Genomic DNA, 23,476 nt, shown 5'->3' on the forward strand with positions numbered 1-23,476 from the left:
TAAAAATCCCCGCCGCGGCGGGGAGGGTTGAGTTGGCTCAGCGCGGCGGGCGGGAGCCGATGGTGGCGGACCAACTGAAAGTGTCGCCGCTCGGCCGGTAGCGATTGGCTTTGCGTTCTGCACGCTCCGCCTTGGCGAGCTTCGCTCTGGCGGCCATGATGCGCGCCACCACTTCATCCTTGACCTTGTGCTGTTCTGCATTGGTCAGCGGCCTGCCGTGGCTTTTACGCGCCTTGTCCAATTCGGTTTTCACTTCCCGCTGTTCGCTTTCCGTCATCTCTTTCAACGTCAACTTTTTCATCTGTGCCGCCCGTTCGGTGAAGTTGACTTACAGTTTAGCGGCGTTATATGACCGAAAATGTTATGGGCATAACGAAAATGCCCCGTAGGCCGGCATTACACCTCTTCCAGCAGATCGTCGACAAAGCGCCGCATGCGTTCGGTACGCTGTTCGGCCATCTGCCGCCCGGCGGCGGTCTGGAAGCCGTCTTGCAGTTTGAACAGCTTGGTTTCGAAGTGATCCAGGCTGAAACGCTTGTCGTCGTATTGGCGATGTTCAGCCCGCGGGTCGGCGGCGTCGTACAGCGCGCTGCGCATGCGGCCGCCGATATAGAAGCAGCGCGCCACGCCGATAAGGCCGATAGCGTCGAGGCGATCGGCATCCTGCAGGATCTTCGCCTCCAGCGTTTGCGGCGGGATGCCGGCGGAAAAACTGTGCGCTTCAATGGCGTGAGCCACCGCCGCGATGTCCGCCGGCGCCCATTCCAGCCGGGCCAGCGTCAGCGTGGCTTGCTCCGCCGCCATGCGCGAGGCCAGATGGCGCTGCGGCGAATTCTTTTCCACCGCGACAGCGTCGTGCAGCAGCACCGCCGCGCAGAGAATGCGCCGGTCGCCGCCTTCCAGCTTGCTGATCCGACGGCAGTTCTTCCAGACCCGATGCAGGTGCGCCACGTCATGCGAACCGTCGTCCGATTCGAGGGTGAGCGGCAACAGCGTTTGCGCCAGCGTCTGGTAGGGGGAAAACGGTTGTAACAACTCTTGCGTCAGCGAGGGTAAAGACACGTTCAGCTCCTGTTGGGGAAAATCGGTCAATCAGCATAGCCGTGTCGGATGCCGGGAAAATGACAGAAAAATGGCTATTGTTTACTAAAGTGCAACCCACTATTGTCATAACTGCGGTTTTTGCAGCGAAACAAGCAACCTAGAATAGCCGTATTCCGCCGTCTCCGCTTGGTGAGAGCCTGTGTCCGCGGGGATGGCCGGAATATCCTCATCAGCCATTTGGAGAAGAGACATGCCAACCCCTCTTGAAATAGTGCGCGCAACCTATGAAGGCAGCTCCGAAGAAAACGGCCGTAATCTGCTGGCGGCGCTGGCCCCCGATGCCGAGTGGACCGAAGCCGCCGGTTTCCCTTACGCCGGTACCTATATCGGCCCGGAGAACATCATCAAGAACGTGCATCAGCGCCTGGGCAGCGAGTGGCAAGGTTACCGCGCCGATGTCGATCACTTTTACGACGCCGGCGATAACGTGATCGCTCAGGGTTTTTATCACGGCACCTACCGGGCCACCGGCAAATCCTTCAGCGCCTCTTTTGCGCATATTTATACGCTGCACGCCGGCAAAATCGTGAAGTTCGTGCAGATCGTCGACAGTGCTAAAGTGCTGGAGGCGATGCAGCCTTAATCGCCGCTGCGCTTGCCGAATTTGCGGTCGAACTCGCGCCGGTAACCCCGGGCCTTGTTGCGATCGCGGATCCACAAATAGCCGCACACCAGCGCAACCGCTCCCGAGAAGGTGACGTTGCGCATATCCCGGTCATACCAAAACACCAACAGCGCATCCAGCGCCGCAATCAGCGCGATCCATTTGTACATATGGGATTGGCGCCGCGTGGCGGCGTTGAGTCGTTTTAACTGTCTGGCTTCGTCCAACACCGGTTTTTGCTGCATAGCGTTTCGTTATCGTCAGGCTGTTCACGCTAAATTAGCAGAATTTCCCTCACCGTCGCAAAGATTAACGCGCGGCGCCATGCGGTTTTCACCGCCCCTGGCACGGCGCAGAAAATTTATGCGCGGGCGCTTGAATTGTTCATCGGGCGTGATAGGTTATTTATTCGTTATTTTTGGTTTTTTATTCAAAGTTCACCGTGTCATCAAGCTGCAGCACGGGGCGGTTAACGTGATGGGTTCGACGCATGCGGCGGTTAACTTCGGCAGGAGGATGTGATGAACGATAAAACGGCACGCCCGCAGGATGTGGTTCAACAACAGCTTGACGCCTATAACGCCCGCGACATCGAGGCCTTTATGGCCTGCTGGGCGGACGACGCCCAGTATTACGAACATCCAGACACGCTGTTGGCCAGCGGCAAAGCGGCGATCCGTGAACGGCATCTGGTGCGTTTCTAGGAACCGAGTCTGTATGGCGAACGGATAAAGCGCATGGCGGTAGGCAATATGGTGGTAGATCAGGAGGTGGTGACGCGCAATTTCCCTCAGGGGCGCGGCAAAATGGATGTCATCGCCATCTATGAAGTGGAGCAGGGGCGGATCGCCAAAGCCTGGTTCAAGATCGGCCCCTGCGTGCCGGATGAGGGCGCGCTCTAGCCGCGCATTATTGCAACGCCATCACTGCCTCTATTTCCACACACACCGCGGGTGAGAACAACGCGCTGACCGCCATCAGTGAACAGGCCGGCAGCGCGCCATCGAAATAGTCAAACAGCACCGGGCGCACGCCCGCCAGATCGGCGATGTCGGTCAGGAACACGCTGATTTTAATCAATGCCTTGAGGTTGACGCCTTCGCTGGCGGCAATGGTGGCCAGCTGTTCGAGGATCTCCTGCGTTTGCTCCGGCGCGCTCAACCCCTGAGCGTCGGTGGCGAAAGCCGTCAATCCGGAAACGTATAAGCGATCGCCGTGGCGCACCGCATGCACATAGGGGCCGCCCGGCGTCGGCAACTGCGGATAATTCGTGCGTTTTAATGATGTCATGGTCAAACCCCGCGCAAGACCGGTTAATAAAATCGACAAACTTGGTTAGGATACTGAAGAAACGGCGGCCAGGCGCCGCGCACCGATGATATTTGAGAGTATCATCCCTCTTTTTATACGTCGTCTTCACCCGAATGTGACAGTGCGGCGCAGCTCGGCCACAAGGACGCATGAGACGATGAACCCGATTTTTACTCCCTACCTGCAACGCTGGCAACTGGAACAGGACGGCAAAGCCTTCGAAACCCACAGCAGTCTGCTGATGCCGGTGCGTTACCGGGGCGAGGCCGCCATGCTGAAGATCGCCCGCGAGCAGGAGGAGCGCTTCGGCGGCCAGCTCATGTGCTGGTGGCGCGGGGAAGGCGCCGCGCTGGTGCTGGCGTGGCACGACGACGGCATTCTGCTGGAGCGCGCGCAGGGCGAAGGTTCGTTGGCGCAGTTGGTGCGTGATGGCGACGATGAGCAGGCCACGCAGATCCTGTGTCGGGCGATCGCCGCCTTGCATGCGCCGCGAGAGGCACCGCTGCCCGAATTGATCCCGCTGCAGGAGTGGTTCAGCTCGCTGTGGCCGGCGGCGCAGGCGCACGGCGGCATGCTGCGCCTCAGCGCCACAACGGCGGCGGAATTGCTGAGCAGCCCGCGAGAAGAAAGCGTGCTGCACGGCGACATCCACCATGACAATGTGCTCGACTTCGGCGAACGCGGCTGGCTGGCGATCGACCCCAAGCGTTTGTACGGCGAACGGGGCTTCGATTACGCCAATATCTTCTGCAATCCCAACTACGGTATCGCCACCGATCCGGCCATTTTCCAGCGCCGCGTGGAACAGGTGTGCCGGTTGGCCGGGTTGGAGCGCCGGCGCTTGCTGCAATGGATCCTGGCCTGGTCGGGGCTCTCCGCCGCTTGGTTCATGGAAGACGGGCAGGCGGCGGATATCGACTTCCGCGTGGCCGAACTGGCGGCGCGCGCGTTGGATATCCCGTTGCCGGACGGCGATTCAGGGTTCATCCTGCCAGTAATCGAGCGAGGTTGAAGGGCGCTGCAGGTAGCGCACCTGCTCGCCGTCTGCGCTGCGCGCCATCGCCTGGTATTTGCCGGAATCCGGGTACATCACCAGCTCCGGCTGTTCGCGCGTGCTGACGGACAGGTACTTCAGCGGCGCATCGGAAGTGTTGATGATCTGGTGCGGGTATTCCGGGCCCGGGGGAATGAAAATGACATCCCCGCTGACGATCGGCAGCATTTCTCCAGCCACCCGCAGCGTACCGCTGCCTTCCAGAATGATGAACATTTCTTCCTGAGCGTAGTGAAAATGGTAGGGGCAGGAACGCATGCCCGGCGCCACGCAATCGAAAGAGGCGCCCAGTTTGTCGGCGGCGGTGCCGGTGCCGAGACGGGCGCCGACGCTGTCATACAGCGGCGGCCGCCGGTCATGTTTCATCTCTACCTGTTCGACATTGCGTATCAGGCGCTGAGCTAACAGCGCGGCTTTCTCAGTCATAAGCTTCCTTGGTGACGGCGTCACTTATTAGGTGAATTGACAGTCAGACGACAGAGAAAGTGAAGGCGCCACGGCGTCGCTTGTCAATGTAGACCGCCCGTTATGCCTCGGAGGTTCGCTGCGGCAGCGACAGCAGCAGATGGGCGATGGCGCCGCCGACAATCCCCCAGAAGGCAGAACCGATGCCGAGCAGCGTGACGCCGGAGGCGGTGATGAGGAAGGCGATCAGCGCCGCGTCGCGCTGTTTTTCATCATGCAGCGCGCGTTGCAGGCTGCCGCCAATGGTGCCGAGCAACGCCAGCCCGGCAAGGGTGTGGATCAAGGCGACCGGCAACGCGCTGAATAGCAGGCCGATGGCGCCGCCGAACAGACCGGCCAGCAGATAGAAGCCGCCGGCGGCCACCGCGCCCATATAGCGCCGCTGCGGATCGGGATGCACATCCGGCCCCATGCAGATGGCGGCGGTAATGGCCGCGATGCATACCGAGAAACCGCCGAATGGCGCCAGCAGCAGCGCGGTCAGCGCCGTCCAGGCGATCAGCGGTGAGGTGGGGACACGGTAGCCCGCCGCCTGCAGCGTAGCGATCCCGGGGGCGTTCTGTGAAGCCATGGTGACCACGAAGAAGGGCACGCCGATGCCGAGCAGCGTCGGCCAGCTGAAATGCGGCGCGATAAATTCCGGCACGGCGAACGCCGGCGTCTGTTGCGCCAGCTGGATATCGCCCTGCAGCGCGGCGATCGCCAACCCAATCGCCAGCGTCAATACGATGGCGTAGCGCGGCAGGTAACGGCGGCTGAGCAGATAGGCCAGCCCCATGCCGGCGCTGAGGGGAAAATTGAGCTGCAGCGAAGCGAAGGCGTCCAGCCCGAAACGCAGCAGGATCCCCGCCAGCATCGCCGCAGAAATCGCCTGTGGAATATAGTCCATCAAGCGGGCAAACAGCCCGGTGACGCCGCAGAGCAGGATCAGACCGGAAGCGAAGATAAACACGCCGATCGCCTCGTTGATCGGCGTGCCGGGCAGGCTGGTGACCAGCAGCGCCGCGCCGGGCGTCGACCAGGCGGTGAGGATCGGGGTGCGATAGTAAAGCGACAGCCCGAGCGAGGTGACGCCCATTGCGATCCCCAGTGCGCTCAGCCAGCCGCCGATCTGCGCCGGCGTGGCGCCCGCGGCGGCGGCGGCCTGGAAAATGATGGCGGCAGAGCTGGTATAACCGACCAGAACGGCGACAAAACCGGCCATGACGGCGGGCAGGGTCAGATGACGCAGGGTGACGGCAGGGCGCATGGGCAGCTCCAATCGGTGGTTGTGCGTTATAACGCACAGCGAGAAATCAGCATAGCATCGTGCGTTATAGCGCACAAGCGGGTATAATCGGGCACGATACGTAGAGGAGAACAGGATGCAGGAACTTGCCGGCCATTTGGCGCACACCCTGCGCACGTTGCGCGCACAGCGCGGTTGGAGCCTGACGCAGGCGGCGGAATACACCGGCGTCAGCAAGGCGATGCTCGGGCAGATTGAACGCGGCGAGTCCAGCCCGACGGTGGCGACGCTGTGGAAGATCGCCACCGGTTTCAACGTGGCGTTTTCCGCCTTCCTTGAGGCCTCGCCCGCGCAGCAGCAGGCGACGCTGCATCGCTACGGCGAGCTGCCGGTGTACGATCAGGACAATGCCGATATGCGTGTGGTGCCGCTGTTTCCCTACGATCGCCAACTGGGTTTCGACATGTTCGTCATCGATCTCGCGCCGGGCGCGCTCAGTGAATCGTCGCCGCATGAGCCGGGCGTGATCGAGCATGTGATCGTGATCAGCGGCCGGTTGGAATTGGCGATAGACGGCGAGTGGCACAGCCTGGCGGCCGGCGAGGCGATGCGCTTTCAGGCCGATCGGCCGCATGCCTACCGCAACGCCGGTTCACAAACGGTGCGTATCCACGATCTGATCCACTATCCTCAATCCTGACTCAACGCGGCGGCCGTGGGCTTTGACTCCGCGCCGCCAAACGCCTACCTTGTTGAAAATGACTCTTATTTCACAGGTTGTCGCCCATGACGGGGCGGCGTTGCAGCCGACTCAAAAGGAGCTTGATTTTGCCGGTCACCAATCGACGTCAGTTTATTAAACTCAGTGCACAAACCGCAGGAGCCGTATTCGCGATGACTTCATTACCCAACAGTATCCGCCTGGCGATGGCGGCGGAGGGCGGCGCGGCCGCCGGCGATGAATTCCTGTGGCTGGAAGAGCTGCAGGGTAAAAAAGCGCTGCAATGGGTGCAGCAGGAAAATCAGCGCACCGTGGCGCGTTTCGGCCAGGGCGAAGACTTTCAGCGCATTGAGTGCGAAGTCCTGGATATCCTCAATAAAGACACCCAGATCCCGTGGGTGAGCAAACGCGGCGAGTACTATTACAACTTCTGGCAGGATCAGGCCAACCCGCGCGGCCTGCTGCGGCGCACCACGCTGGACGAGTACCGGAAGGCCAAACCGGCCTGGGAGACGGTGCTGGATATCGATGCGTTGGGCAAGGCGGAAGGCAAGGATTGGGTCTATCAAGGCTCGCAACCGCTGGCGCCGGAATACCGTTATTGCCTGATGCAGCTGTCGCCGGACGGCGGTGACGCCACCGAAATCCGTGAATTCGATCTGGTGGCCAAACGCTTTGTCAAAGACGGTTTCAACGTGCCGGTGGCGAAAAGCCGGGTTTCCTGGGTCGATCGGGACACGCTGTTCATCGCCACCGATTTCGGCCCCGGTTCGATGACCCAGTCAGGCTACGCGCGCATCGCCAAACGCTGGCGGCGCGGCACGCCGCTGAGCGCCGCCGAAACGCTGTACGAAGCGCAGCCGGAAGATATGGCGGTCTTCGCCTATCACGATCGCACGCCGGGTTTTGAGCGTGATTTCGTCGGCCGCAGCCTGGACTTCTATCGCCGTGACTATTTCTTGCTGATGCAGGACGGCCGGCAGAAAAAAATCGACATCCCGGCCGACGCCGAGCTGGATACGCATCGGGAATGGCTGCTGATCAAACCGAGCAGCGACTGGGAGGTGGGCGGCAAGCGCTATCCGTCCGGCGCGCTGCTGGCGGCCAACTTCGATGACTATCTGGCGGGCAAGCGCGAGCTGCAGCTGCTGTTTACCCCAACGGCGGAGCAGGCGCTGAGCGGCTACAGCGGCACCCGCGATCACCTGATCCTCAGCATCATGGATAACGTGGTCAACCGGCTCGAAGTGCTGACGCCGCAGGGCGGCAGTTGGCAACGTCGCCCGCTGGGCAACCCCGACGCCATCAGCACCCTTTCCGCCGGCGGCATCGACGAAGAGAGCAACGCCTATTTCCTGACCGTCAGCGGGTTCCTGCAGCCGACCTCGCTGTACATGGGCAATCTCGACGGCGGTGAGGCGACGCTGTTGAAACAGGCGCCGCAGGACTTTGACGCCGCCGGCTATCAGGTCAGCCAGCATTTCGCGCGCTCCAAGGACGGCACCCGCGTGCCGTATTTCCAGATCGCCGCCAAAGATCTCAAAGCGGACGGCAGCACGCCGACGCTGCTGTATGGCTACGGCGGGTTTGAAGTGCCGCTGTTGCCGGGCTATCTCGGCGGCAAGGCGCCGGCCTGGCTGGAACGCGGTGGAGTATACGTGGTGGCCAACATTCGCGGCGGCGGCGAATACGGCCCGGCCTGGCATCAGGCGGCGCTCAAGCAAAACCGCCATCGCGCTTACGAGGATTTCGCCGCCGTGGCCGAAGATCTTATCGCACGCAAGGTGACCTCGGCGCCGCATCTTGGCGCGCGCGGCGGCAGCAATGGCGGCCTGCTGGTGGGCAATATGCTGACGCTGTATCCGCAGCTGTTCGGTTGCATCGTCTGCGAAGTGCCGCTGCTGGACATGCAGCGCTATACCCAGCTTTCCGCCGGCGCGTCGTGGATAGCCGAATACGGTGACCCGAGCAAGCCGGAGGAATGGGCCTACATCAAGACCTTCTCGCCATACCACAACATTCAGGCGCAGACGGCCTACCCGCCGGTGCTGTTCTATACCGCGACCAGCGACGATCGGGTCAACCCGGCCCACGCCCGCAAAATGGCGGCGCGCATGCAGGCGATGGGGTATCAGCAGGCCTATTTCTATGAAAATACCGAAGGCGGGCACAGCGCCGCCGCCGACAAGCAACAGGCGGCGTTCCACAGCGCGCTGGTAAGCGAATTCATGTGGGCCAACCTGAGCGGCAAACCCAAGTCAGCGTAAGCCTTTTTCTTGCGGCATAAAAAAACACCGGGGCGTTAACCCCGGTGTTTTTATTTACGCTCAATCCGCCGGCGGTCAGCGAGCCGCGGTGGCTTCCTGCGCTTTTTGATTGACGTCTTCGGTGGTATCCAGCGTCATGCGGTACAGCTTCGGCGCGGTCAGCATCATCAGGATAGCGATGACGGCGGTGACGATGCCGATCTGCATAAACACATGGCTGTAGATGGCCAGCGAAGCGTGCGCGTCGTTGATGTCGCTTGGCACGGCGGTCAGACCGGCAACCTTACCGGCGATCAGCGCGGCGGCGGCGGTAGTCAGGAACCAGGAGCCCATGATGAAGCCCATCAGACGCTGTGGCACCAGCTGTGCCACCATCGCCAGGCCCAGGCCGGAAATCATCAGCTCGCCGATGCTCTGCAGCGCGTAGCTCAGGATCAGCCAGTTGACCGACACGATGCCCTGTTCGTTGGCGAAGCTGGCGCCCCATGGCAGCACCAGGAAGGCGCAGGAGCAGAGGATCATGCCGAAAGCGAACTTGTGCGGCATCGGCAGGCGATCGCCCATTTTGTTATACAGCGCGGCCAGAATCGGGCTGGCGAGCATGATCCAGAACGGGTTCAGCGCCTGATACTGCTCCGGCTCGAAGGCGACGCCGAAGATGCTGTGTTCCACGTTATGGATGGCGAAGAAGTTCAGCGAGGTTGGCATCTGGCTGTACAGCACGAAGAACACCACCGCTTCCAGCATCAGCAGGAAGGCGACGATCATCTTGCGGCGTGCAGCGCCGTGCAGGGCGAAGGTTTCCTTGGCGAACACCAGAACGATGCCGGCGGAAACGAGGGCCAACGCCCAGCGCGCGATCACCTGGTTGTGCAGCAGCCAGCTGGACACGGCGATCAACGCCACGATGCCGACCAGCACCATCAGCAGCTTCGGCAGATGCAGCGGCTTGAAGTCAGGTCTGGAGCCGTTTTCCTTCACCCACTTGTGGCACATCATAAAGTTGACCAGGGTGATCAGCATGCCGACCACGCTCAGGGAGAACGCCACGCTCCAGCCGTATTTCGCCGCCAGCCACGGGGTGGCCAGCATGGAGAAGAAGGAACCGATGTTCACCGACATGTAGTACATGGTGAAAGCGCCGTCGATGCGCGGATCATCTTTCTCATAGCAGGTGGACAGCAGGGAGGACGGGTTAGCCTTAAACAGGCCGCTGCCCACGGCGATGGTCGCCATGCCCATGTAGACCCAGAAGATGTCGTGGCCGGAGTAGGCCACCATGGCGTAACCGGCGGCCAGCACCAGCGCGCCGAGCACGATCACGCGTTTGGCGCCCAGCACCTTGTCGCCCAGCCAGCCGCCGATGGCGACGAAGCCGTATACCAGGGCGCTGAAGGAAGAGAACAGGGTGATGGAATCGGCTTCGCTCATGCCGAGCATCTTGACCAGATAAACCGCCATGATGCCCTGCAGGCCGTAATAGCCGAAACGCTCCCACAGTTCGATCGAGAAGATCAGATAGAACGCTTTCGGTTGTTTGAACGCGTTAAGGCTAACGCTCTCCGGGTGTTGGTTGTTTGCTGTTGACACTGGTACCTCTGTTTTTTCGCAGCCCGTCTTTGGAGGACGGGAAAGTACAAAAGTTGATGCGGAACGGCATCCTTTTGCGTTGTTATAGGATGGGGACGGCGGTTAATGTTCACTATCTTTGTCAACGTGGCAAGCAGTTTGTCATATTCGGTTACATTTAACGCTCGCAGGATTATGCTGCGATGTTGCAAATGTTATGCAGTATTAACTTTCGGGTTTTAATGGTTTGCCGATTTTTTGTTTTGATTAAAAGCTATACGCATTTTAAACAGGGATATATTCTGCTGAATTGCTATTTTTTAGCGCATCAGTGTATGTGTGGTTGTTAATCCATTGGAATATTGTGCATATGCAGCGTTTTGTAAAATTATAGAAATTTAGGAAAACGGGACTGGCATTTGTGAACGCCTTGTGATCCTGAAAGCGTGACGTTCACCGCAATTTTTGACTAATTTTTCGCTTGAAAATAACGCGACACTGAGTTTTTCACTGAAAACCGTGATAACGCCGGGGTTACTGCTGCGCGATATCACATTTCCGATAAAAAAGAGGCGCTGGCGGGGGGGAGTGGCGGCGACGGGGGCGGTTTGCCGCCCCGTCAGACTCAGGATTCTGGATAAACCTTCTCTTTATACTCGCACAGGTCTTCGATGATGCAGGAGCCACAGCGCGGTTTGCGCGCGATGCAGGTGTAGCGCCCGTGCAGGATCAGCCAGTGATGGCAATCGACCTTGAATTCGGCGGGCACCACCTTCAGCAGCTTCTCTTCCACCTGATCGACGTTCTTGCCTGGCGCGAAGTGGGTGCGGTTGCACACCCGGAAGATGTGGGTGTCCACGGCGATGGTCGCCCAGCCGAAGGCGGTATTGAGCACGACGTTGGCGGTCTTGCGGCCGACGCCCGGCAGCGCTTCCAGCGCGGCGCGATCTTCCGGCACTTCGCCGCCGTGCAGCTCCAGCAGCATACGGCAGGTTTTGATCACGTTTTCGGCCTTGCTGTTGAACAGGCCGATGGTCTTGATGTACTCCTTGACGCCATCAACCCCCAGCGCCAGCATGGCGGCGGGGGTGTTGGCGACCGGGTAAAGCCTGGCGGTCGCCTTGTTGACGCTCACATCGGTGGCCTGCGCAGACAGCAGCACTGCAATCAGCAGTTCAAACGGCGTGGTGTACACCAGCTCGGTGGTCGGGTGCGGGTTGTTGTCGCGCAGCCGGGTCAAAATTTCCAGTCGCTTCTGCTTGTTCATCAGGCCTTCTCAGCACGTCCTTGTTCCAGCAGCGGTTCCGCCGCCACGGCGCGAGCTTTGCGCGCCTTCATTTTTTCGTCGATCAGATATTTGACCGCCAGCAGCAGCCCCAGGCCGATAAAGGCACCCGGCGGCAGCATGGCCAGCAGGAATGGGCTGTCGAAATGCACCACTTCGATGCGCAGCGATTTGGCCCAGCCGCCCAGCAGTTGGTCGGCGCCGTCGAACAGCGTGCCGTTGCCCAACAGTTCGCGCATCGAGCCCAGCGTCACCATCACGCCGGTGGCGCCGAGGCCGATGGCCATGCCGTCCAGCGCCGAGAGGCCGACCGGCTTCTTGGCGGCCACCGCTTCGGCGCGGCCGACCACGATGCAGTTGGTTACGATCAATGGAATAAAGATGCCGAGCGACTGATACAGGCCGAAGGCATAGGCGTTGATCAGCATCTGCACGATGCTCACCACCGCGGCGATGATCATCACGTAGATTGGAATACGCACTTCGCTCGGCACCCAACGGCGCACCGCGGAGATGGAGGCGTTGGTCAGCGTCAGCACCAGCGTGGTGGCCAGCCCCAGGCCGAGCGCGTTGGTGACGGTGGAGGTCACCGCCAGCAACGGACACATGCCCAGCAGCTGCACCAGGGCGGAGTTGTTTTTCCACAACCCCTGGACGATCAATTCTTTGGCTTCACTCATTCGGCGGCTCCACACGCAGGTAAGCTTTCAAGTTTAGGCGGCAGCGTTTCCATATACAACGCCGTGCGGCGCACCGCATTGACCACCGCCCGCGGGGTGATGGTCGCGCCGGTGAATTGGTCGAACATGCCGCCGTCTTTCTTCACCGCCCAGCGCTTATCGTCCGGGCCTTCGATTTTCTTGCCGCTGAAGAAAGAAATCCAGTCGGAAATGCGCAGTTCAATTTTGTCACCCAGCCCAGGCGTTTCGTGGTGTTCAATCACCCGGGTGCCGAGCACCGTGCCGTTGAAATCGGCGCCGACCAGCAGCTTGATGGCGCCGGAGTAACCGTCCGGCGCGGTGGTTTCCAGCGCGGCGGCAGTCGGCTGCCCGTTTTTGCGCGCCAGGTACAAGCGGTGCGGCGCGCCGTCGCCCAAGGCCGGATCGCTGACCAGCAGGCATTCGTTCTGCATGATGTTGTCGTAGTTTTCCGGCGGCACCACCTGATCGAGCAGCGCTTTTTGCTGCAGCGCCGCCTGATGGGCGATGGTGGTTTTCGTCAGGGCGTAGACCACGGCGGTCAGGCCGGTGGTGACCGCCGCAAACACCGCCAGCGTGGTGCCGTGCTTTCTCATGGAATTCAGCATGGCGGCTCCTTAGCGATGGCCGTACACGCGCGGCTGCGTGTAGTGGTCGATTAACGGGACGGTGATGTTGGCGAGCAGCACGGCGAAGGCCACGCCGTCAGGGTAGCCGCCATAGACGCGGATCAGCCAGACCAGCACGCCGATCAGCGCGCCGTAGATTAAGCGGCCCTTCGGCGTGGTGGAGGCGCTGACCGGATCGGTGGCGATAAAGAACGCGCCCAGCATGCTGGCGCCGGAGAACAGGTGGATCAGCGGCGAAGCCTGATGCGCCGGATCGATCCACCAGGCCAGACCGGAACAGAAGGCGATGGCGGCCAACATGCTGAACGGGATTTGCCAATGGATCAGGCGGCGCGCCAGCATAAACAGGCCGCCGGCCAGGAAGCCGAGGTTGACCCACTGCCAGCCGATGCCGGCCAGCGCGCCGCCGAACAGCGGCTGCTGCAACACCTGTTCCACGCTGTGGCCGCTGCGCAGGCCGGTTTTGAAGCCGTCGAGCGGCGTGGCCTGGCTGATGCCGTCCACGCCCATCTGCAGTTCGTGCAGCGTCGCGCCCTGTGCGGTATGGCCGCTGAAAATGGCCAGCAGCGTGTCGTGGAGCGACAGCGCGGTGGCGCGCAGCTCATCCGGCGGCAGCCAACTGGTCATCTGCACCGGGAAGGAGATCAGCAGCACTACGTAACCGACCATCGCCGGGTTGAACGGGTTCTGCCCGAGGCCGCCATACAGCTGTTTGGCGATAACGATGGCGAAGAAGGTGCCGATGACGATCATCCACCACGGCGCCAGCGGCGGCAGGCTGATGCCGAGCAGCAACGCGGTCAGCAGGGCGGAGTTATCCGCCAGCCGGCTGCGCACCGGCAGCTTGCGCAGCTTGAGGATCGCGCCTTCCGCGGCCAGCGCGACGATCGCCGCCAGCGCCACCTGAATCAGCACGCCGTAGCCGAAAAACCAAATCTGCGCCGCGATGCCGGGAATGCACGCCAACATGACCCACAGCATAATGCGGCTGGTGCTTTGCTGGTTGTGGGTGAAAGGCGAGCTGGCGATGTGTAAGCCTTTGGCGGCTGTGGGTGATACCGGCCTGAACTTCATAGAGTAACGATACCTTCTGCGCCGCGCCTGCGGCAGTTTCGATGCGCCATACTGCGGGCGCGGCAAAAATGATAGCCGAGCATTCTACCTGATTCGATGCGAGGGTAATACGCCTTAATGATAGGGGTATTCGGCTTTCCGCGCATCTGGCGATCGGGGCGGCGCGATTTGATTTTTTTTTGGCCGGGAAATGGGCTAACGTGAGGAATTGTCAGTGGAACTTGTGCCGCCATCGACCGCGGGAAATGGGGTAAGCGTATGAATGAGATATCATTTTTCTCCAGACTTCCGCACAAAATAACAACTTTCACATAATCCGTGTAGGTTACTATCGCGAACATTATTGAGTCAGTGAATCCATAATAATGACAAATGAAGACATTTTTTTTATTGAAGAGCTAATTGAGTGGGTGGAGATACATCTGGAGAAACGGCCAAACCTGGATGAAGTCGCGCGTATTTCGGGCTATTCCAAGTGGCATCTGCAGCGTAAATTCAAGCGTATTACCGGCATTCAACTCGCCACCTATATCCGTTCGCGCATCCTGACACGCGCCGCGGTGGCGCTGCGTATCACCCGTCGCTCCATCATCGACATCTCCGATGAGCTGGGCTTCGACTCTCAGCAGACTTTTACCCGCATGTTCAAGCAGCGCTTCGGCACCACCCCCAATCGCTACCGCTCGATGGAGCACTGGGACGTGAAAAACCTGATGCCGCGCTTTAACTTCGAAGCCAGCTACGGCGCCGGTTATTACCCGGAAGTGAAGCGGCTGACGCTGCCCTACATGCAGTTGGTCGGCTTCACGCGCCGGCTGGATTTCGCCTCCGAACAGGAGCTGGAGTACTCGTCCTGCATGGCGATGAAGGACGAGATTTTCAACGACTTCTTCAAGGGGCTGCACGTTGACTGTCGGCGGATTTACAGCATCTACTCCCCTCATGCCGGGGAGGGCGACGAGCTCTCATCCACGCTGGTGATGGCGGTCGATCCTGAACACAGAAAGGATATTCTTTCCAACCATCAGATAGACACCTTCCATTTGCCGAGCCGCGAGTTTATCTCTATCAACCATAAGGGGTCGGCGAAAGAGTGTTTGCAGTTTTTCGGCTACCTGATGTCGCATGTGATGCCGGGGTTGAAGGATGAAGTGCGCGGCAGTATGGAAATGGAGATCATTCAAACCAAAGAGTGGAATCCGGAATCCAAACTGCGCCAGATTGAAGTGGATTACACCTACCTGATCTCTATCGATTAAACGGCGCCCGGCGTCAGCCAGGCGCCGCTGTCATCATTTGTCTTCCGTTTCCGCCGCCAGCGATTCCCTGGCGGCTTTTTTGGCTTTGGCGCGGGCGATAGCCGCCGCGACCGCCGCCTTGCGCGGATCTTCTTCGGCTGCCGCCGGCGCCGGTTCCGCCGGTGCAGAGGCATCCGCCTGTTGCGCGGCTTTCTTGGCTTTGGCGCGGGCGATAGCCGCCGCGACCGCCGCCTTGCGCGGGTCTTCTTCGGCTGCCGCCGGCGCCGGTTCCGCCGGTGCAGAGGCATCCGTCTGTTGCGCGGCTTTCTTGGCTTTGGCGCGGGCGATAGCCGCCGCGACCGCCGCCTTGCGCGGGTCTTCTTCGGCTGCCGCCGGCGCCGGTTCCGCCGGTGCAGAGGCATCCGCCTGTTGCGCCGCTTTCTTGGCTTTTACGCGCGCCAGTGCCGCCGCGACCGCCGCCTTGCGCGGATCTTCTTCGGTTGCCGCCGGCGCCGGTTCCGCCGGTGCAGAGGCATCCGCCTGTTGCGCCGCTTTCTTGGCTTTTACGCGCGCCAGTGCCGCCGCGACCGCCGCCTTGCGCGGATCTTCTTCGGCTGCAACCGGCGCCGGTTCCGCTGGAGCAGGGGCATCCGCCTGCTGCTCTGCCTTTTTGGCCTTCACGCGCGCCAGGGCGGCCGCAACGGCCGCTTTGCGCGGATCGTCCTCTGTTGCCGCCGGGGCGGAGCTGTCTGCGGCCGGCGCCTCTTTACGCGCTTTCACACGGGCCAGCGCCGCGGCCACGGCGGCTTTACGCGCGTCGTCGCCGGCGGTCGCCGGTGGCGCTTCCGTTTCCACCTCGGCAGCCAGCTGGGCACGACGTTCGCGCGCCTGCGCTTTACGCGCTTCGCGGGCGGCGATCATCTCGCTGTTGTCCGGCTGCTGGCCGTTGACCGGCGTAACCGCCGCTTCGGCATTCTTGCTGCGCACGCGCGCCAGCGCGGCCTGCACTGCGCCCTGATCGTCGTCGGTCAGTTTGACGGCGGCCTTTTTATGTCGCTCTTCACGCGCCAGTTTTTCACGCTCCAGACGCGCCAGCTTGGCCTCGTAACGCGCCTTGGCCTCGGCGGTGCGCGCCGCTTCCAGATCGATAGCCTTGATTTCGGCCTTTTCCTGCCGGTAGTACTGTACCAGCGGGATATTGCTGGGGCAGACGAACGCGCAGGCGCCGCATTCGATGCAGTCGAACAGGTTATGGTTGCGCGCCTTGTCGTGCTCCTGTCCACGGCTGAACCAGTACAGCTGTTGCGGCAACAGCCCGGCAGGGCAAGCGTCTACGCACAGGCCGCAGCGGATGCAGGACTGCTCCGGTTCCTGCGGCGTCATTTCATCCACCGTCGGCGCCAGAATGCAGTTGCTGATCTTGACGATCGGCACGTTCAGCGCGGGCAGGGTGAAGCCCATCAGCGGGCCGCCCATGACCACCATCTGCTGCGCCTGCGGGCGGAAACCGGTGAAGTCCAGCAGGTGTTGCACCGGCGTGCCAATGCGCGCCCACAGGTTGCCAGGGCGCTCGATCGCCTCGCCGGTCAGGGTTACTACGCGCTCAATCAGCGGTTCGCCGTCGACGATCGCTCGCTTGATGGCGAAGGCGGTGCCGACGTTTTGCATCAATACGCCGATAGCGGAGGAGTGCTTGCCGTGCGGCACTTCCTTGCCGGTCAAAATTTTGGTCAGCTGCTTGGCGCCGCCGGACGGGTATTTGGTCGGGATGACGCGCAGCGCAATGCCGGACTGGCCGCGCAACGCCAGTTTCAGCGCCGCGATTGCCTCCGGCTTGTTGTCTTCGATGCCGATCAGCGTGACCTTGGGCTGCAGAATGTGTTGCAGGATCTGCGTGCCTTCAATGATCTGATCGGCATGTTCCTGCATTAGGCGATCGTCGGCGGTGATGTAAGGCTCGCACTCGGCGGCGTTGAGGATCAGCGTTTCCACGCCGCTCATGCCGCCTTGCAGCTTGCTGGCGGTCGGGAAACCGGCGCCGCCCAGGCCGGCGATGCCGGCCTGATGAATACGTTGAATCAGTTCCGTGGCGGGCGATTGGCGATAGTCCGCCACCGGATCGCGCTCGCACCAGCGGTCTTCCCCGTCTGCCTCGATAATCACGCACAGCTCCGTCAGCCCGGACGGGTGAGCGGTGATGTGCGGGGTAATGGCGCTGACGGTGCCCGAGGTCGGGGCATGCACAGGCACGGTGCGGCCGCGGCCGACGGTCAGCGGTTGGCCTTTCAACACCCGATCGCCGGCGTTGACGCACAGTTCGCCTTCCGGCCCCAGATGCTGCTGCAGCGGAATGATAAAGGTCTTGGGCAGGGGCGCGACACGCAGCGGCGCACCGCTGGACTGCGTTTTCATTTCCGGTGGATGGATCCCGCCGTCGAAATCCCAGATCCGGTCTTTTTTAAAGGCGGCGAACAGATTAAGCATGTTGCTCCACGTGGATCACTTGCACCGGGATCGTCTTCATGTCCCACTTCCAGTTGGCGGTGGTGGTAGCGACCGGTCTCATTTCAATACAGTCGGTAGGGCAAGGGGCGACGCACAGATCGCAGCCGGTACAGAGGTCGGTGATGACGGTGTGCATGGCGCGGGTGGCGCCGACGATGGCGTCCACCGGGCAGGCCTGAATGCACTTGGTGCAGCCGATGCAGTTGGCCTCGTCGATATAGGCCACTTTACGCTCCGGCTCGGCGGCGGCTTCGCTGCCCAGCGGCTGCGGCTCTACGTTGAGCAGCTCCGCCAGTTTCAGCATCACCTGTTCGCCGCCCGGCGCGCATTTGTTGATCATCTCGCCGTTGGCCACCGCCTCGGCATAGGGGCGACAGCCGGGGTAGCCGCACTGCCCGCACTGGCTCTGCGGCAGGATCGCGTCGACCTGCTCGGCGACCGGATCCTCTTCCACCTCAAAACGGCGCGCGGCGTAGCCCAGCACCAGTCCGAACAGCAGCCCGAGCGCGCTCAAAGCCGCGATAGCTATCCACAACGCAGTCATTAGAATTTCACCAGCCCGGTAAAGCCCATAAAGGCCAGCGACATCAGCCCGGCGGTGATCAGCGCGATCGAGGAGCCGCGGAACGGCGCCGGCACGTCGGCGACCGCCAGACGTTCGCGAATGGCGGCAAACAGCACCATCACCAGCGAGAAACCGGCGGCGGCGCTGAAACCGTAAACGGCGGACTGCAGGAAGTTATAACCGAGGTTGACGTTAAGCAACGCCACGCCCAGCACCGCGCAGTTGGTGGTGATCAGCGGCAGGAAGATGCCCAGCAGGCGGTAGAGCGCCGGGCTGGTCTTGCGCACCACCATCTCGGTGAACTGAACGACGACGGCGATCACCAGAATGAAGGAGAGCGTGCGCAGATACACCAGATCCAGCGGAACCAGAATAAAGGTGTTGATCACCCAGGCGCTGACGGAGGCCAGCGTCATGACGAAGGTGGTGGCCATTCCCATGCCGATGGCGCTTTCCAGCTTCTTGGAAACGCCGAGGAACGGGCACAGGCCAAGAAACTTCACCAGAACGAAGTTGTTCACCAGTACGGTGCCGACAAACAGGAGCAGGTATTCGGTCATTGCGATGCCTAAAAAAATAAAAGCCGCCTATTATCGGGAATCGGCGGCCGGACGACAACATATGAATCGCAGGGGTATTGCCTTTTTTGGCGAAAATTTACACAAAAACCCCGATAAAACGTGCTGCAATCGCCATTAACGTTCGGTAAAGGTGCCTTTGACCCGTTGCGAGCGCTTGATATAAGGCACCAGCAGCGCCGCCATCAGCAGCGGCCAGCCGAGGCTGCGCACCGCCACTTCATCCGGCACCGGCGCAAAGGCGAAGGCTTTCACCGCCAGGATCACCGTGATCAGCAGCCATAACAAGAACAGTTTGGGGAAGCGCTGCGAGCGCTGGCAAAACAGAAACACCAGCCACAGGGTGAAGCCCCACATCAAAAGCGTGGTCAGCACCGAAAAGTACCATTGCAGGGTAAACGCCTGGGCGTTGGTCAACAGATAATCGCGCGACTCGGGCATGAAGATCGCCATGGCGTACAGGAGCAGCATCAGGCTGGCGCTGAGCAGGGTGACGATCAGATAGGCCAGCGGGGCCAGCAACCAACCGCCGATACGAGTGTATTCAGCTTGAGACATAAAGGCTTCCTGATTGAAACGGGGATCACAGGCGGCATAGCTTAGCGGGTAATATAGGCTTCGTCATCTCTATCAAGCGGATAGCTCGGCATCGCGACGCCGGGCCGCACGTTTGGCTACTCCGGCCTCGCTTCGAATTAACATCTCATTTACTTCTTGTTCCATCCGGCCGCATGGTGTCAAATCGAAAGGGTCTGTCGTGAGCCAGCAAGAGGAAATCCCATGGCTGAGAAAATTCGTGTCGGGCTGGTCGGTTACGGCTACGCCGGCAAAACCTTTCATGCGCCGCTGATTGCCGGTACGCCGGGGCTGGAGTTGGCCGCCGTCTCCAGCAGCGATGCCGGCAAAGTGCACGCCGACTGGCCGTCGATGACGGTGGTGGGGGATGCGCAAGCGCTGTTCGCCGATCCGGCCCTCGATCTGATCGTCATTCCTACCCCCAACGATACCCATTTCCCGCTGGCACAGCAGGCGTTGGCCGCCGGCAAGCACGTGGTGGTGGATAAACCGTTTACCGTGACGTTGTCACAAGCGCAGGCGCTGCAACAGCAGGCGCAGCAGAGCGGTTTACTGCTGTCGGTGTTCCACAACCGCCGCTGGGACAGCGATTTCCTTACCCTTAAAGCGCTGTTAAAGGACGGTTCGCTGGGCGAGGTGGTGTATTTCGAGTCGCATTTCGATCGCTACCGGCCGCAGGTGCGCCAGCGCTGGCGTGAACAAGGCGGCGTCGGCAGCGGCATCTGGTTCGATTTGGGGCCGCATCTGCTCGATCAGGCGCTGCAACTCTTCGGCAAACCCGAACGGCTGTTTGTCGATCTGGGTGAGCTGCGGCCGGGGGCGCAGGCAGTGGACTATTTCCACGCGCTGCTAAGCTATGGCGATCGCCGTGTGGTGCTGCACGCCAGCATGCTGGCGGCGGCAGAGAGCCCGCGCTACGTGGTGCACGGCACCCGCGGCAGCTATGTCAAATACGGCCTCGATCCGCAGGAAGACCGACTGAAGGCCGGCGAGCGTCTGCCTCAGGCCGATTGGGGCTATGACATGCGCGAGGGTGTAGTGACGCTGTCACGTGACGATCTGCTGGCGGAGCAACCGCTGCTCAACATTCCCGGCAATTACCCGGCTTATTACGCGGCGGTGCGCGACGCGATCGCCGGTACAGGCGAAAACCCGGTGCCGGCCGCCGACGCCATCGCGGTGATGGCATTGATCGAACTGGGGCTGGAATCGGCCCGGCTGCAGCAGGCGCTGCCGGTGGTTTGATACTGCCCATTTCTCTGTGCCCGGCGAAGCGTCGGGCCTTTTTACGACTTTACGTGCAAGGAAATTCGTTTCATGTCCTGGTTGCAGCGTTTGCGCATTGATAAATTTTTGCTGGTTCTGATTTTGGTGGTGATCGTCGCCTCGCTGTTCCCCTGCGAAGGCATCTGGAAAACCTTCTTTGAACACCTGACCACCGCGGCCATCGCGCTGCTGTTCTTTATGCACGGCGCCAAGCTGTCGCGCGAGGCGATCATCGCCGGCATGAGTCACTGGAAGCTGCATCTGCTGGTGTTCCTCAGCACCTTTGCGCTGTTCCCGCTGCTCGGGCTGGCGATGAACCTGCTGGTGCCGGGCATCATGACGCCGACGGTCTATCTCGGCTTCCTCTATCTGTGCGCGCTGCCGGCCACGGTGCAGTCGGCCATCGCTTTTACCTCGGCGGCAGGCGGCAACGTGGCGGCGGCGATCTGCAGCGCCTCGGCGTCGAGCATTCTTGGCGTGTTCCTGTCGCCGCTGCTGGTGGGGGCGTTGATGCATACTCAGGGCGGCAATACCGACGTGTTGCACGCCATCGGTTCAATCATTCTGCAATTGATGGTGCCGTTCGTGATCGGTCACCTGGCGCGGCCATTGATCGGCAAGTGGATCGACCGTCATCGCAAGCTGATCAACCTGACCGACCGTTCGTCGATCCTGCTGGTGGTGTATACCGCGTTCAGCGCGGCGGTGGTGGAAGGGATTTGGCACCGCATCGACGGTTGGTCGCTGCTGACCATCCTGGTGATGTCGCTGGTGCTGCTGACGGTGGTGCTGGTGATCAACACCTACGCGGCGCGCTGGCTGGGCTTCAACACCGCCGATGAGATCACCATCGTCTTCTGCGGTTCGAAAAAGAGCCTGGCGAACGGCATTCCTATGGCCAATGTGCTGTTCCCGGCCGCGGCGGTGGGCGCCATGGTGCTGCCGCTGATGATTTTCCACCAGGTTCAACTGATGGTGTGCGCGGTGCTGGCGCAGCGCTATGCGCGTAAAACCGCCAAACAGCGGGCCGAGGCGGAGGCGCTGGTGGCCAAATAGGCCGCAGGCCGCTAACGGTGGCTCAGCGCGTCGAGCAGAAAGTCGGCGCGCTCGTCCGGTGAGGCGCGCGGCAGTTCTTGCAGCTGATAGCCATAGCGGCGATAGACGGCCACCATCGCCCGGTAGGTCAGCTCGGCTTCGGCGAAAGATTGTTTTCTCTCACTGTCCTGCGCGTAGATCGCTTGCCACGGCGGGGCGATGAACACCCTTTCGGCATAGCGAAAGGCGCCGATCGCCGCCGTCAAATGCGCGGGGATCGGCAGTCCGCACAGCGTGAGATACCCGGCGATATCCGGCAGCCCGCGATCGAAGAACCAGCATGTTTCCCCCGTCGCTTCGCGCCATGAGCGCAGTTCCCAATCGAGCATCCGCTCGGCGAAGGCCTGGCGATCGCCCCACGGCAGCGCATGGCCGCCGATACTCACCTGATCCTGAATAATCGCCCGGCCGGCCTCCTGCGAGTGCGGAAAGCCTCGGCGATGAAGAACGTCGATGAGCGTGCTTTTGCCCGAACCCGGGCCGCCGGTCAGCACGATGCGGCGTAGTTTGTCAGACATGCGGAATTCCTCTCTTGCAACAGAGTGATGGAGTGAAAACAGCGATAAAGACGCGCAGGCGAAGAAAACGGGGGATGAGAAGAAGGCGCCGTTTGGCGCCTTGGGAGATTAGCCTTGAACTTTGGCGCGCAGCGCCTGTTTTTCCTGCTCGCTGAGGAAGGCCAGCTTCAGGCCGTTTTCCTGCGCGGTGCGGATTTCTTCCGGCGTCAGCCCGGCTTGCGGCGCGGCGACGCGGTATTCATGCTCGATCTCGATGCCCTGAACCGCCGGATCGTCGGTGTTGATCGACGCCAGCACGCCGTGGCGCAGGAAGGTGGCCAGCGGATGCTGCGCCAGCGACGGCACGGTGCTGGTCTGGATGTTGGAGGTCAGGCAGGATTCGATGCCGATGCCGTGTTCCGCCAGGAAGTCCATCAGAGCCGGATCTTCGACCGCTTTCACCCCGTGGCCGATACGTTCGGCGCCCAGCTCGCGGATCGCCTGCCAGATGCTTTCCGGGCCGGCGGCTTCGCCCGCGTGCACGGTGATGCGCAGGCCGGCGTCGCGCGCGCGGTTGAAGTGGCTGAGGAACAGGCTGCCGGGGAAGCCCAGCTCATCGCCCGCCAAATCCAGCGCGGTAATGCCGTCGCGGTGCGCCAGCAATCCTTCCAGTTCCTGCAGACAGGCGGCCTCGCCGAAGGTGCGGCTCATGATGCCGATCAGGCGAATGTCGATGTCGCGATCGCGGCAGCCCGAACGGATCCCATCGATCACCGCTTCCACCACGCCGGCGACCGGTAGTTGATGCTTCATCGCCATGTAGTAAGGGGAGAAACGCAGCTCGGCATAGTGCAGGCCGGCGTTGGCAGCGTCCTCGACGTTTTCGTAAGCCACCCGGCGGCAGGCGTCCAGATCGCCCAGCACCGCCACGCCCCAGTCCAGTTTCTGCAGGAAGCTGACCAGATCCGGTTCGGCATGGGTGATCTGCACGTGCGGGCGCAAGCTCTCCAAATCATTGGCCGGCAGGGCGAGATTGAACTGGCGACCGAGGTCGAGAATGGTCTGCGCGCGGATGTTGCCGTCGAGATGGCGGTGAATGTCGGTAAGCGGTAGGCGGGGATCGATCATGCTGGGCACTCGCTAATTT

Annotated in this window: 26 protein-coding genes; 9 read left to right on the plus strand and 17 right to left on the minus strand. The window is 61.3% G+C overall.

The window, feature by feature from the left end; all coding sequences use genetic code 11:
- Positions 1-37 precede the first annotated feature (37 nt).
- Both ACP39K_RS00005 and ACP39K_RS00010 read right to left on the minus strand, forming a co-directional pair.
- Positions 38-301, minus strand: coding sequence for a YjbD family protein (locus ACP39K_RS00005; RefSeq protein ID WP_004938373.1), 264 nt, complete (start codon positions 299-301; stop codon positions 38-40).
- 95 nt (positions 302-396) lie between these two features.
- The gene (locus tag ACP39K_RS00010) at positions 397-1,092 is read right to left on the minus strand and encodes an HD domain-containing protein (protein WP_016927902.1); all 696 of its coding nucleotides are present in this window, start codon (positions 1,090-1,092) and stop codon (positions 397-399) included.
- 202 nt (positions 1,093-1,294) lie between these two features.
- On the opposite strand from ACP39K_RS00010, the gene ACP39K_RS00015 reads away from it, so the two are divergent.
- Positions 1,295-1,687, plus strand: a complete 393-nt coding sequence (locus tag ACP39K_RS00015; protein ID WP_497008193.1) for a nuclear transport factor 2 family protein — start codon at positions 1,295-1,297, stop codon at positions 1,685-1,687.
- Here the strand turns inward: ACP39K_RS00015 and ACP39K_RS00020 are convergent.
- Complete coding sequence (locus ACP39K_RS00020) at positions 1,684-1,953, minus strand: hypothetical protein (RefSeq protein WP_004938382.1); 270 nt, start codon at positions 1,951-1,953, stop codon at positions 1,684-1,686. The two genes, ACP39K_RS00015 and ACP39K_RS00020, sit on opposite strands and share 4 nt — an antisense overlap.
- A gap of 276 nt (positions 1,954-2,229) precedes the next feature.
- Here ACP39K_RS00020 and ACP39K_RS00025 point away from each other — a divergent pair, with 276 nt between their 5' ends.
- Complete coding sequence (locus tag ACP39K_RS00025; protein ID WP_497008194.1) at positions 2,230-2,412, plus strand: nuclear transport factor 2 family protein; 183 nt, start codon at positions 2,230-2,232, stop codon at positions 2,410-2,412.
- A gap of 33 nt (positions 2,413-2,445) precedes the next feature.
- Complete coding sequence (locus ACP39K_RS00030) at positions 2,446-2,610, plus strand: hypothetical protein (RefSeq protein ID WP_497008195.1); 165 nt, start codon at positions 2,446-2,448, stop codon at positions 2,608-2,610.
- Between the two features lie 7 nt (positions 2,611-2,617).
- On the opposite strand, the gene ACP39K_RS00035 is transcribed toward ACP39K_RS00030, so the two are convergent.
- On the minus strand, positions 2,618-2,998 hold the full coding sequence (locus ACP39K_RS00035; protein ID WP_028128181.1) for a RidA family protein: 381 nt from the start codon (positions 2,996-2,998) through the stop codon (positions 2,618-2,620).
- Between the two features lie 187 nt (positions 2,999-3,185).
- On the opposite strand from ACP39K_RS00035, the gene ACP39K_RS00040 reads away from it, so the two are divergent.
- Positions 3,186-4,031, plus strand: a complete 846-nt coding sequence (locus ACP39K_RS00040) for an aminoglycoside phosphotransferase family protein (protein WP_370446670.1) — start codon at positions 3,186-3,188, stop codon at positions 4,029-4,031.
- Here the strand turns inward: ACP39K_RS00040 and ACP39K_RS00045 are convergent.
- Complete coding sequence (locus tag ACP39K_RS00045) at positions 3,996-4,499, minus strand: cupin domain-containing protein (RefSeq protein ID WP_004938395.1); 504 nt, start codon at positions 4,497-4,499, stop codon at positions 3,996-3,998. The genes ACP39K_RS00040 and ACP39K_RS00045 overlap by 36 nt on opposite strands.
- Positions 4,500-4,599: 100 nt before the next feature.
- Positions 4,600-5,787 (minus strand): benzoate/H(+) symporter BenE family transporter, encoded by a 1,188-nt coding sequence (locus tag ACP39K_RS00050; protein ID WP_497008196.1) that lies wholly within the window; start codon positions 5,785-5,787, stop codon positions 4,600-4,602.
- Between the two features lie 115 nt (positions 5,788-5,902).
- Between ACP39K_RS00050 and ACP39K_RS00055 the strand changes: the two genes are divergently transcribed.
- Together ACP39K_RS00055 and ACP39K_RS00060 are read left to right on the plus strand one after the other, a co-directional pair.
- Positions 5,903-6,466 carry a helix-turn-helix domain-containing protein gene (locus tag ACP39K_RS00055; RefSeq protein ID WP_033640484.1) on the plus strand — a complete coding sequence of 188 codons (564 nt, stop codon included), beginning with the start codon at positions 5,903-5,905 and terminating at the stop codon, positions 6,464-6,466.
- 194 nt (positions 6,467-6,660) lie between these two features.
- Complete coding sequence (locus tag ACP39K_RS00060) at positions 6,661-8,754, plus strand: prolyl oligopeptidase family serine peptidase (RefSeq protein ID WP_497008197.1); 2,094 nt, start codon at positions 6,661-6,663, stop codon at positions 8,752-8,754.
- Positions 8,755-8,829: 75 nt separating this feature from the next.
- Here ACP39K_RS00060 and dtpA read toward each other — a convergent pair whose 3' ends face one another.
- From dtpA to rsxD, 5 genes are all read right to left on the minus strand, one after another.
- A complete protein-coding gene (dtpA, locus tag ACP39K_RS00065) occupies positions 8,830-10,344 on the minus strand; it encodes a dipeptide/tripeptide permease DtpA (protein ID WP_033640480.1) in 1,515 nt (504 codons plus the stop codon).
- A gap of 604 nt (positions 10,345-10,948) precedes the next feature.
- The gene (gene nth / locus ACP39K_RS00070; RefSeq protein ID WP_004938407.1) at positions 10,949-11,590 is read right to left on the minus strand and encodes an endonuclease III; all 642 of its coding nucleotides are present in this window, start codon (positions 11,588-11,590) and stop codon (positions 10,949-10,951) included.
- Positions 11,590-12,288, minus strand: coding sequence for an electron transport complex subunit E (locus ACP39K_RS00075; RefSeq protein WP_004938409.1), 699 nt, complete (start codon positions 12,286-12,288; stop codon positions 11,590-11,592). Before ACP39K_RS00075 ends, nth begins: the two co-directional genes overlap by 1 nt.
- On the minus strand, positions 12,285-12,914 hold the full coding sequence (rsxG, locus tag ACP39K_RS00080) for an electron transport complex subunit RsxG (RefSeq protein WP_004938412.1): 630 nt from the start codon (positions 12,912-12,914) through the stop codon (positions 12,285-12,287). The genes ACP39K_RS00075 and rsxG overlap by 4 nt, the downstream gene beginning before the upstream one ends.
- Positions 12,915-12,923: 9 nt before the next feature.
- Positions 12,924-14,009, minus strand: coding sequence for an electron transport complex subunit RsxD (gene rsxD, locus ACP39K_RS00085; RefSeq protein WP_033640478.1), 1,086 nt, complete (start codon positions 14,007-14,009; stop codon positions 12,924-12,926).
- Positions 14,010-14,374: 365 nt separating this feature from the next.
- Between rsxD and ACP39K_RS00090 the strand changes: the two genes are divergently transcribed.
- On the plus strand, positions 14,375-15,268 hold the full coding sequence (locus ACP39K_RS00090) for a helix-turn-helix domain-containing protein (protein ID WP_497008198.1): 894 nt from the start codon (positions 14,375-14,377) through the stop codon (positions 15,266-15,268).
- Between the two features lie 33 nt (positions 15,269-15,301).
- Here the strand turns inward: ACP39K_RS00090 and rsxC are convergent, their stop codons facing one another.
- The 4 genes from rsxC to ACP39K_RS00110 all read right to left on the minus strand — a co-directional run bounded on the left by rsxC (position 15,302) and on the right by ACP39K_RS00110 (position 19,453).
- Positions 15,302-17,731, minus strand: coding sequence for an electron transport complex subunit RsxC (gene rsxC / locus ACP39K_RS00095; RefSeq protein ID WP_497008199.1), 2,430 nt, complete (start codon positions 17,729-17,731; stop codon positions 15,302-15,304).
- Positions 17,724-18,296: an electron transport complex subunit RsxB gene (gene rsxB, locus ACP39K_RS00100; protein WP_004938428.1), complete on the minus strand. Its 573-nt coding sequence runs from the start codon at positions 18,294-18,296 to the stop codon at positions 17,724-17,726. Before rsxB ends, rsxC begins: the two co-directional genes overlap by 8 nt.
- On the minus strand, positions 18,296-18,877 hold the full coding sequence (rsxA, locus tag ACP39K_RS00105) for an electron transport complex subunit RsxA (protein ID WP_004938443.1): 582 nt from the start codon (positions 18,875-18,877) through the stop codon (positions 18,296-18,298). Before rsxA ends, rsxB begins: the two co-directional genes overlap by 1 nt.
- Positions 18,878-19,012: 135 nt before the next feature.
- The gene (locus tag ACP39K_RS00110) at positions 19,013-19,453 is read right to left on the minus strand and encodes a DUF2569 domain-containing protein (protein WP_016927891.1); all 441 of its coding nucleotides are present in this window, start codon (positions 19,451-19,453) and stop codon (positions 19,013-19,015) included.
- Between the two features lie 222 nt (positions 19,454-19,675).
- Between ACP39K_RS00110 and ACP39K_RS00115 the strand changes: the two genes are divergently transcribed.
- Entirely contained in the window at positions 19,676-20,716 is a 1,041-nt protein-coding gene (locus ACP39K_RS00115; RefSeq protein WP_033640475.1) for an oxidoreductase, read from the plus strand.
- A 72-nt stretch (positions 20,717-20,788) separates the two neighbouring features.
- Positions 20,789-21,793: a bile acid:sodium symporter family protein gene (locus ACP39K_RS00120; RefSeq protein WP_016927889.1), complete on the plus strand. Its 1,005-nt coding sequence runs from the start codon at positions 20,789-20,791 to the stop codon at positions 21,791-21,793.
- 11 nt (positions 21,794-21,804) lie between these two features.
- Here ACP39K_RS00120 and ACP39K_RS00125 read toward each other — a convergent pair whose 3' ends face one another.
- Positions 21,805-22,350 (minus strand): AAA family ATPase, encoded by a 546-nt coding sequence (locus ACP39K_RS00125; RefSeq protein ID WP_033640473.1) that lies wholly within the window; start codon positions 22,348-22,350, stop codon positions 21,805-21,807.
- A gap of 108 nt (positions 22,351-22,458) precedes the next feature.
- On the minus strand, positions 22,459-23,457 hold the full coding sequence (gene add / locus ACP39K_RS00130) for an adenosine deaminase (protein ID WP_016927887.1): 999 nt from the start codon (positions 23,455-23,457) through the stop codon (positions 22,459-22,461).
- Positions 23,458-23,476: the final 19 nt, after the last annotated feature.

It is taken from the genome of Serratia sp. EC4, from assembly GCF_059652115.1.

Bases quoted from the DNA above. Each gene is read 5' to 3' on its own strand.
- ACP39K_RS00075 (WP_004938409.1), bottom strand. From the start codon at position 12,288: ATGAGTGAAGCCAAAGAATTGATCGTCCAGGGGTTGTGGAAAAACAAC.
- rsxB (WP_004938428.1), bottom strand. From the start codon at position 18,296: ATGACTGCGTTGTGGATAGCTATCGCGGCTTTGAGCGCGCTCGGGCTG.
- ACP39K_RS00020 (WP_004938382.1), bottom strand. From the start codon at position 1,953: ATGCAGCAAAAACCGGTGTTGGACGAAGCCAGACAGTTAAAACGACTC.
- rsxA (WP_004938443.1), bottom strand. From the start codon at position 18,877: ATGACCGAATACCTGCTCCTGTTTGTCGGCACCGTACTGGTGAACAAC.
- ACP39K_RS00050 (WP_497008196.1), bottom strand. From the start codon at position 5,787: ATGCGCCCTGCCGTCACCCTGCGTCATCTGACCCTGCCCGCCGTCATG.
- add (WP_016927887.1), bottom strand. From the start codon at position 23,457: ATGATCGATCCCCGCCTACCGCTTACCGACATTCACCGCCATCTCGAC.
- rsxC (WP_497008199.1), bottom strand. From the start codon at position 17,731: ATGCTTAATCTGTTCGCCGCCTTTAAAAAAGACCGGATCTGGGATTTC.
- ACP39K_RS00125 (WP_033640473.1), bottom strand. From the start codon at position 22,350: ATGTCTGACAAACTACGCCGCATCGTGCTGACCGGCGGCCCGGGTTCG.
- nth (WP_004938407.1), bottom strand. From the start codon at position 11,590: ATGAACAAGCAGAAGCGACTGGAAATTTTGACCCGGCTGCGCGACAAC.
- ACP39K_RS00015 (WP_497008193.1), top strand. From the start codon at position 1,295: ATGCCAACCCCTCTTGAAATAGTGCGCGCAACCTATGAAGGCAGCTCC.
- rsxG (WP_004938412.1), bottom strand. From the start codon at position 12,914: ATGCTGAATTCCATGAGAAAGCACGGCACCACGCTGGCGGTGTTTGCG.
- ACP39K_RS00045 (WP_004938395.1), bottom strand. From the start codon at position 4,499: ATGACTGAGAAAGCCGCGCTGTTAGCTCAGCGCCTGATACGCAATGTC.
- rsxD (WP_033640478.1), bottom strand. From the start codon at position 14,009: ATGAAGTTCAGGCCGGTATCACCCACAGCCGCCAAAGGCTTACACATC.
- ACP39K_RS00090 (WP_497008198.1), top strand. From the start codon at position 14,375: ATGACAAATGAAGACATTTTTTTTATTGAAGAGCTAATTGAGTGGGTG.
- ACP39K_RS00025 (WP_497008194.1), top strand. From the start codon at position 2,230: ATGAACGATAAAACGGCACGCCCGCAGGATGTGGTTCAACAACAGCTT.
- ACP39K_RS00110 (WP_016927891.1), bottom strand. From the start codon at position 19,453: ATGTCTCAAGCTGAATACACTCGTATCGGCGGTTGGTTGCTGGCCCCG.
- ACP39K_RS00035 (WP_028128181.1), bottom strand. From the start codon at position 2,998: ATGACATCATTAAAACGCACGAATTATCCGCAGTTGCCGACGCCGGGC.
- ACP39K_RS00115 (WP_033640475.1), top strand. From the start codon at position 19,676: ATGGCTGAGAAAATTCGTGTCGGGCTGGTCGGTTACGGCTACGCCGGC.
- ACP39K_RS00120 (WP_016927889.1), top strand. From the start codon at position 20,789: ATGTCCTGGTTGCAGCGTTTGCGCATTGATAAATTTTTGCTGGTTCTG.
- ACP39K_RS00005 (WP_004938373.1), bottom strand. From the start codon at position 301: ATGAAAAAGTTGACGTTGAAAGAGATGACGGAAAGCGAACAGCGGGAA.
- ACP39K_RS00060 (WP_497008197.1), top strand. From the start codon at position 6,661: ATGACTTCATTACCCAACAGTATCCGCCTGGCGATGGCGGCGGAGGGC.
- ACP39K_RS00030 (WP_497008195.1), top strand. From the start codon at position 2,446: ATGGCGGTAGGCAATATGGTGGTAGATCAGGAGGTGGTGACGCGCAAT.
- ACP39K_RS00055 (WP_033640484.1), top strand. From the start codon at position 5,903: ATGCAGGAACTTGCCGGCCATTTGGCGCACACCCTGCGCACGTTGCGC.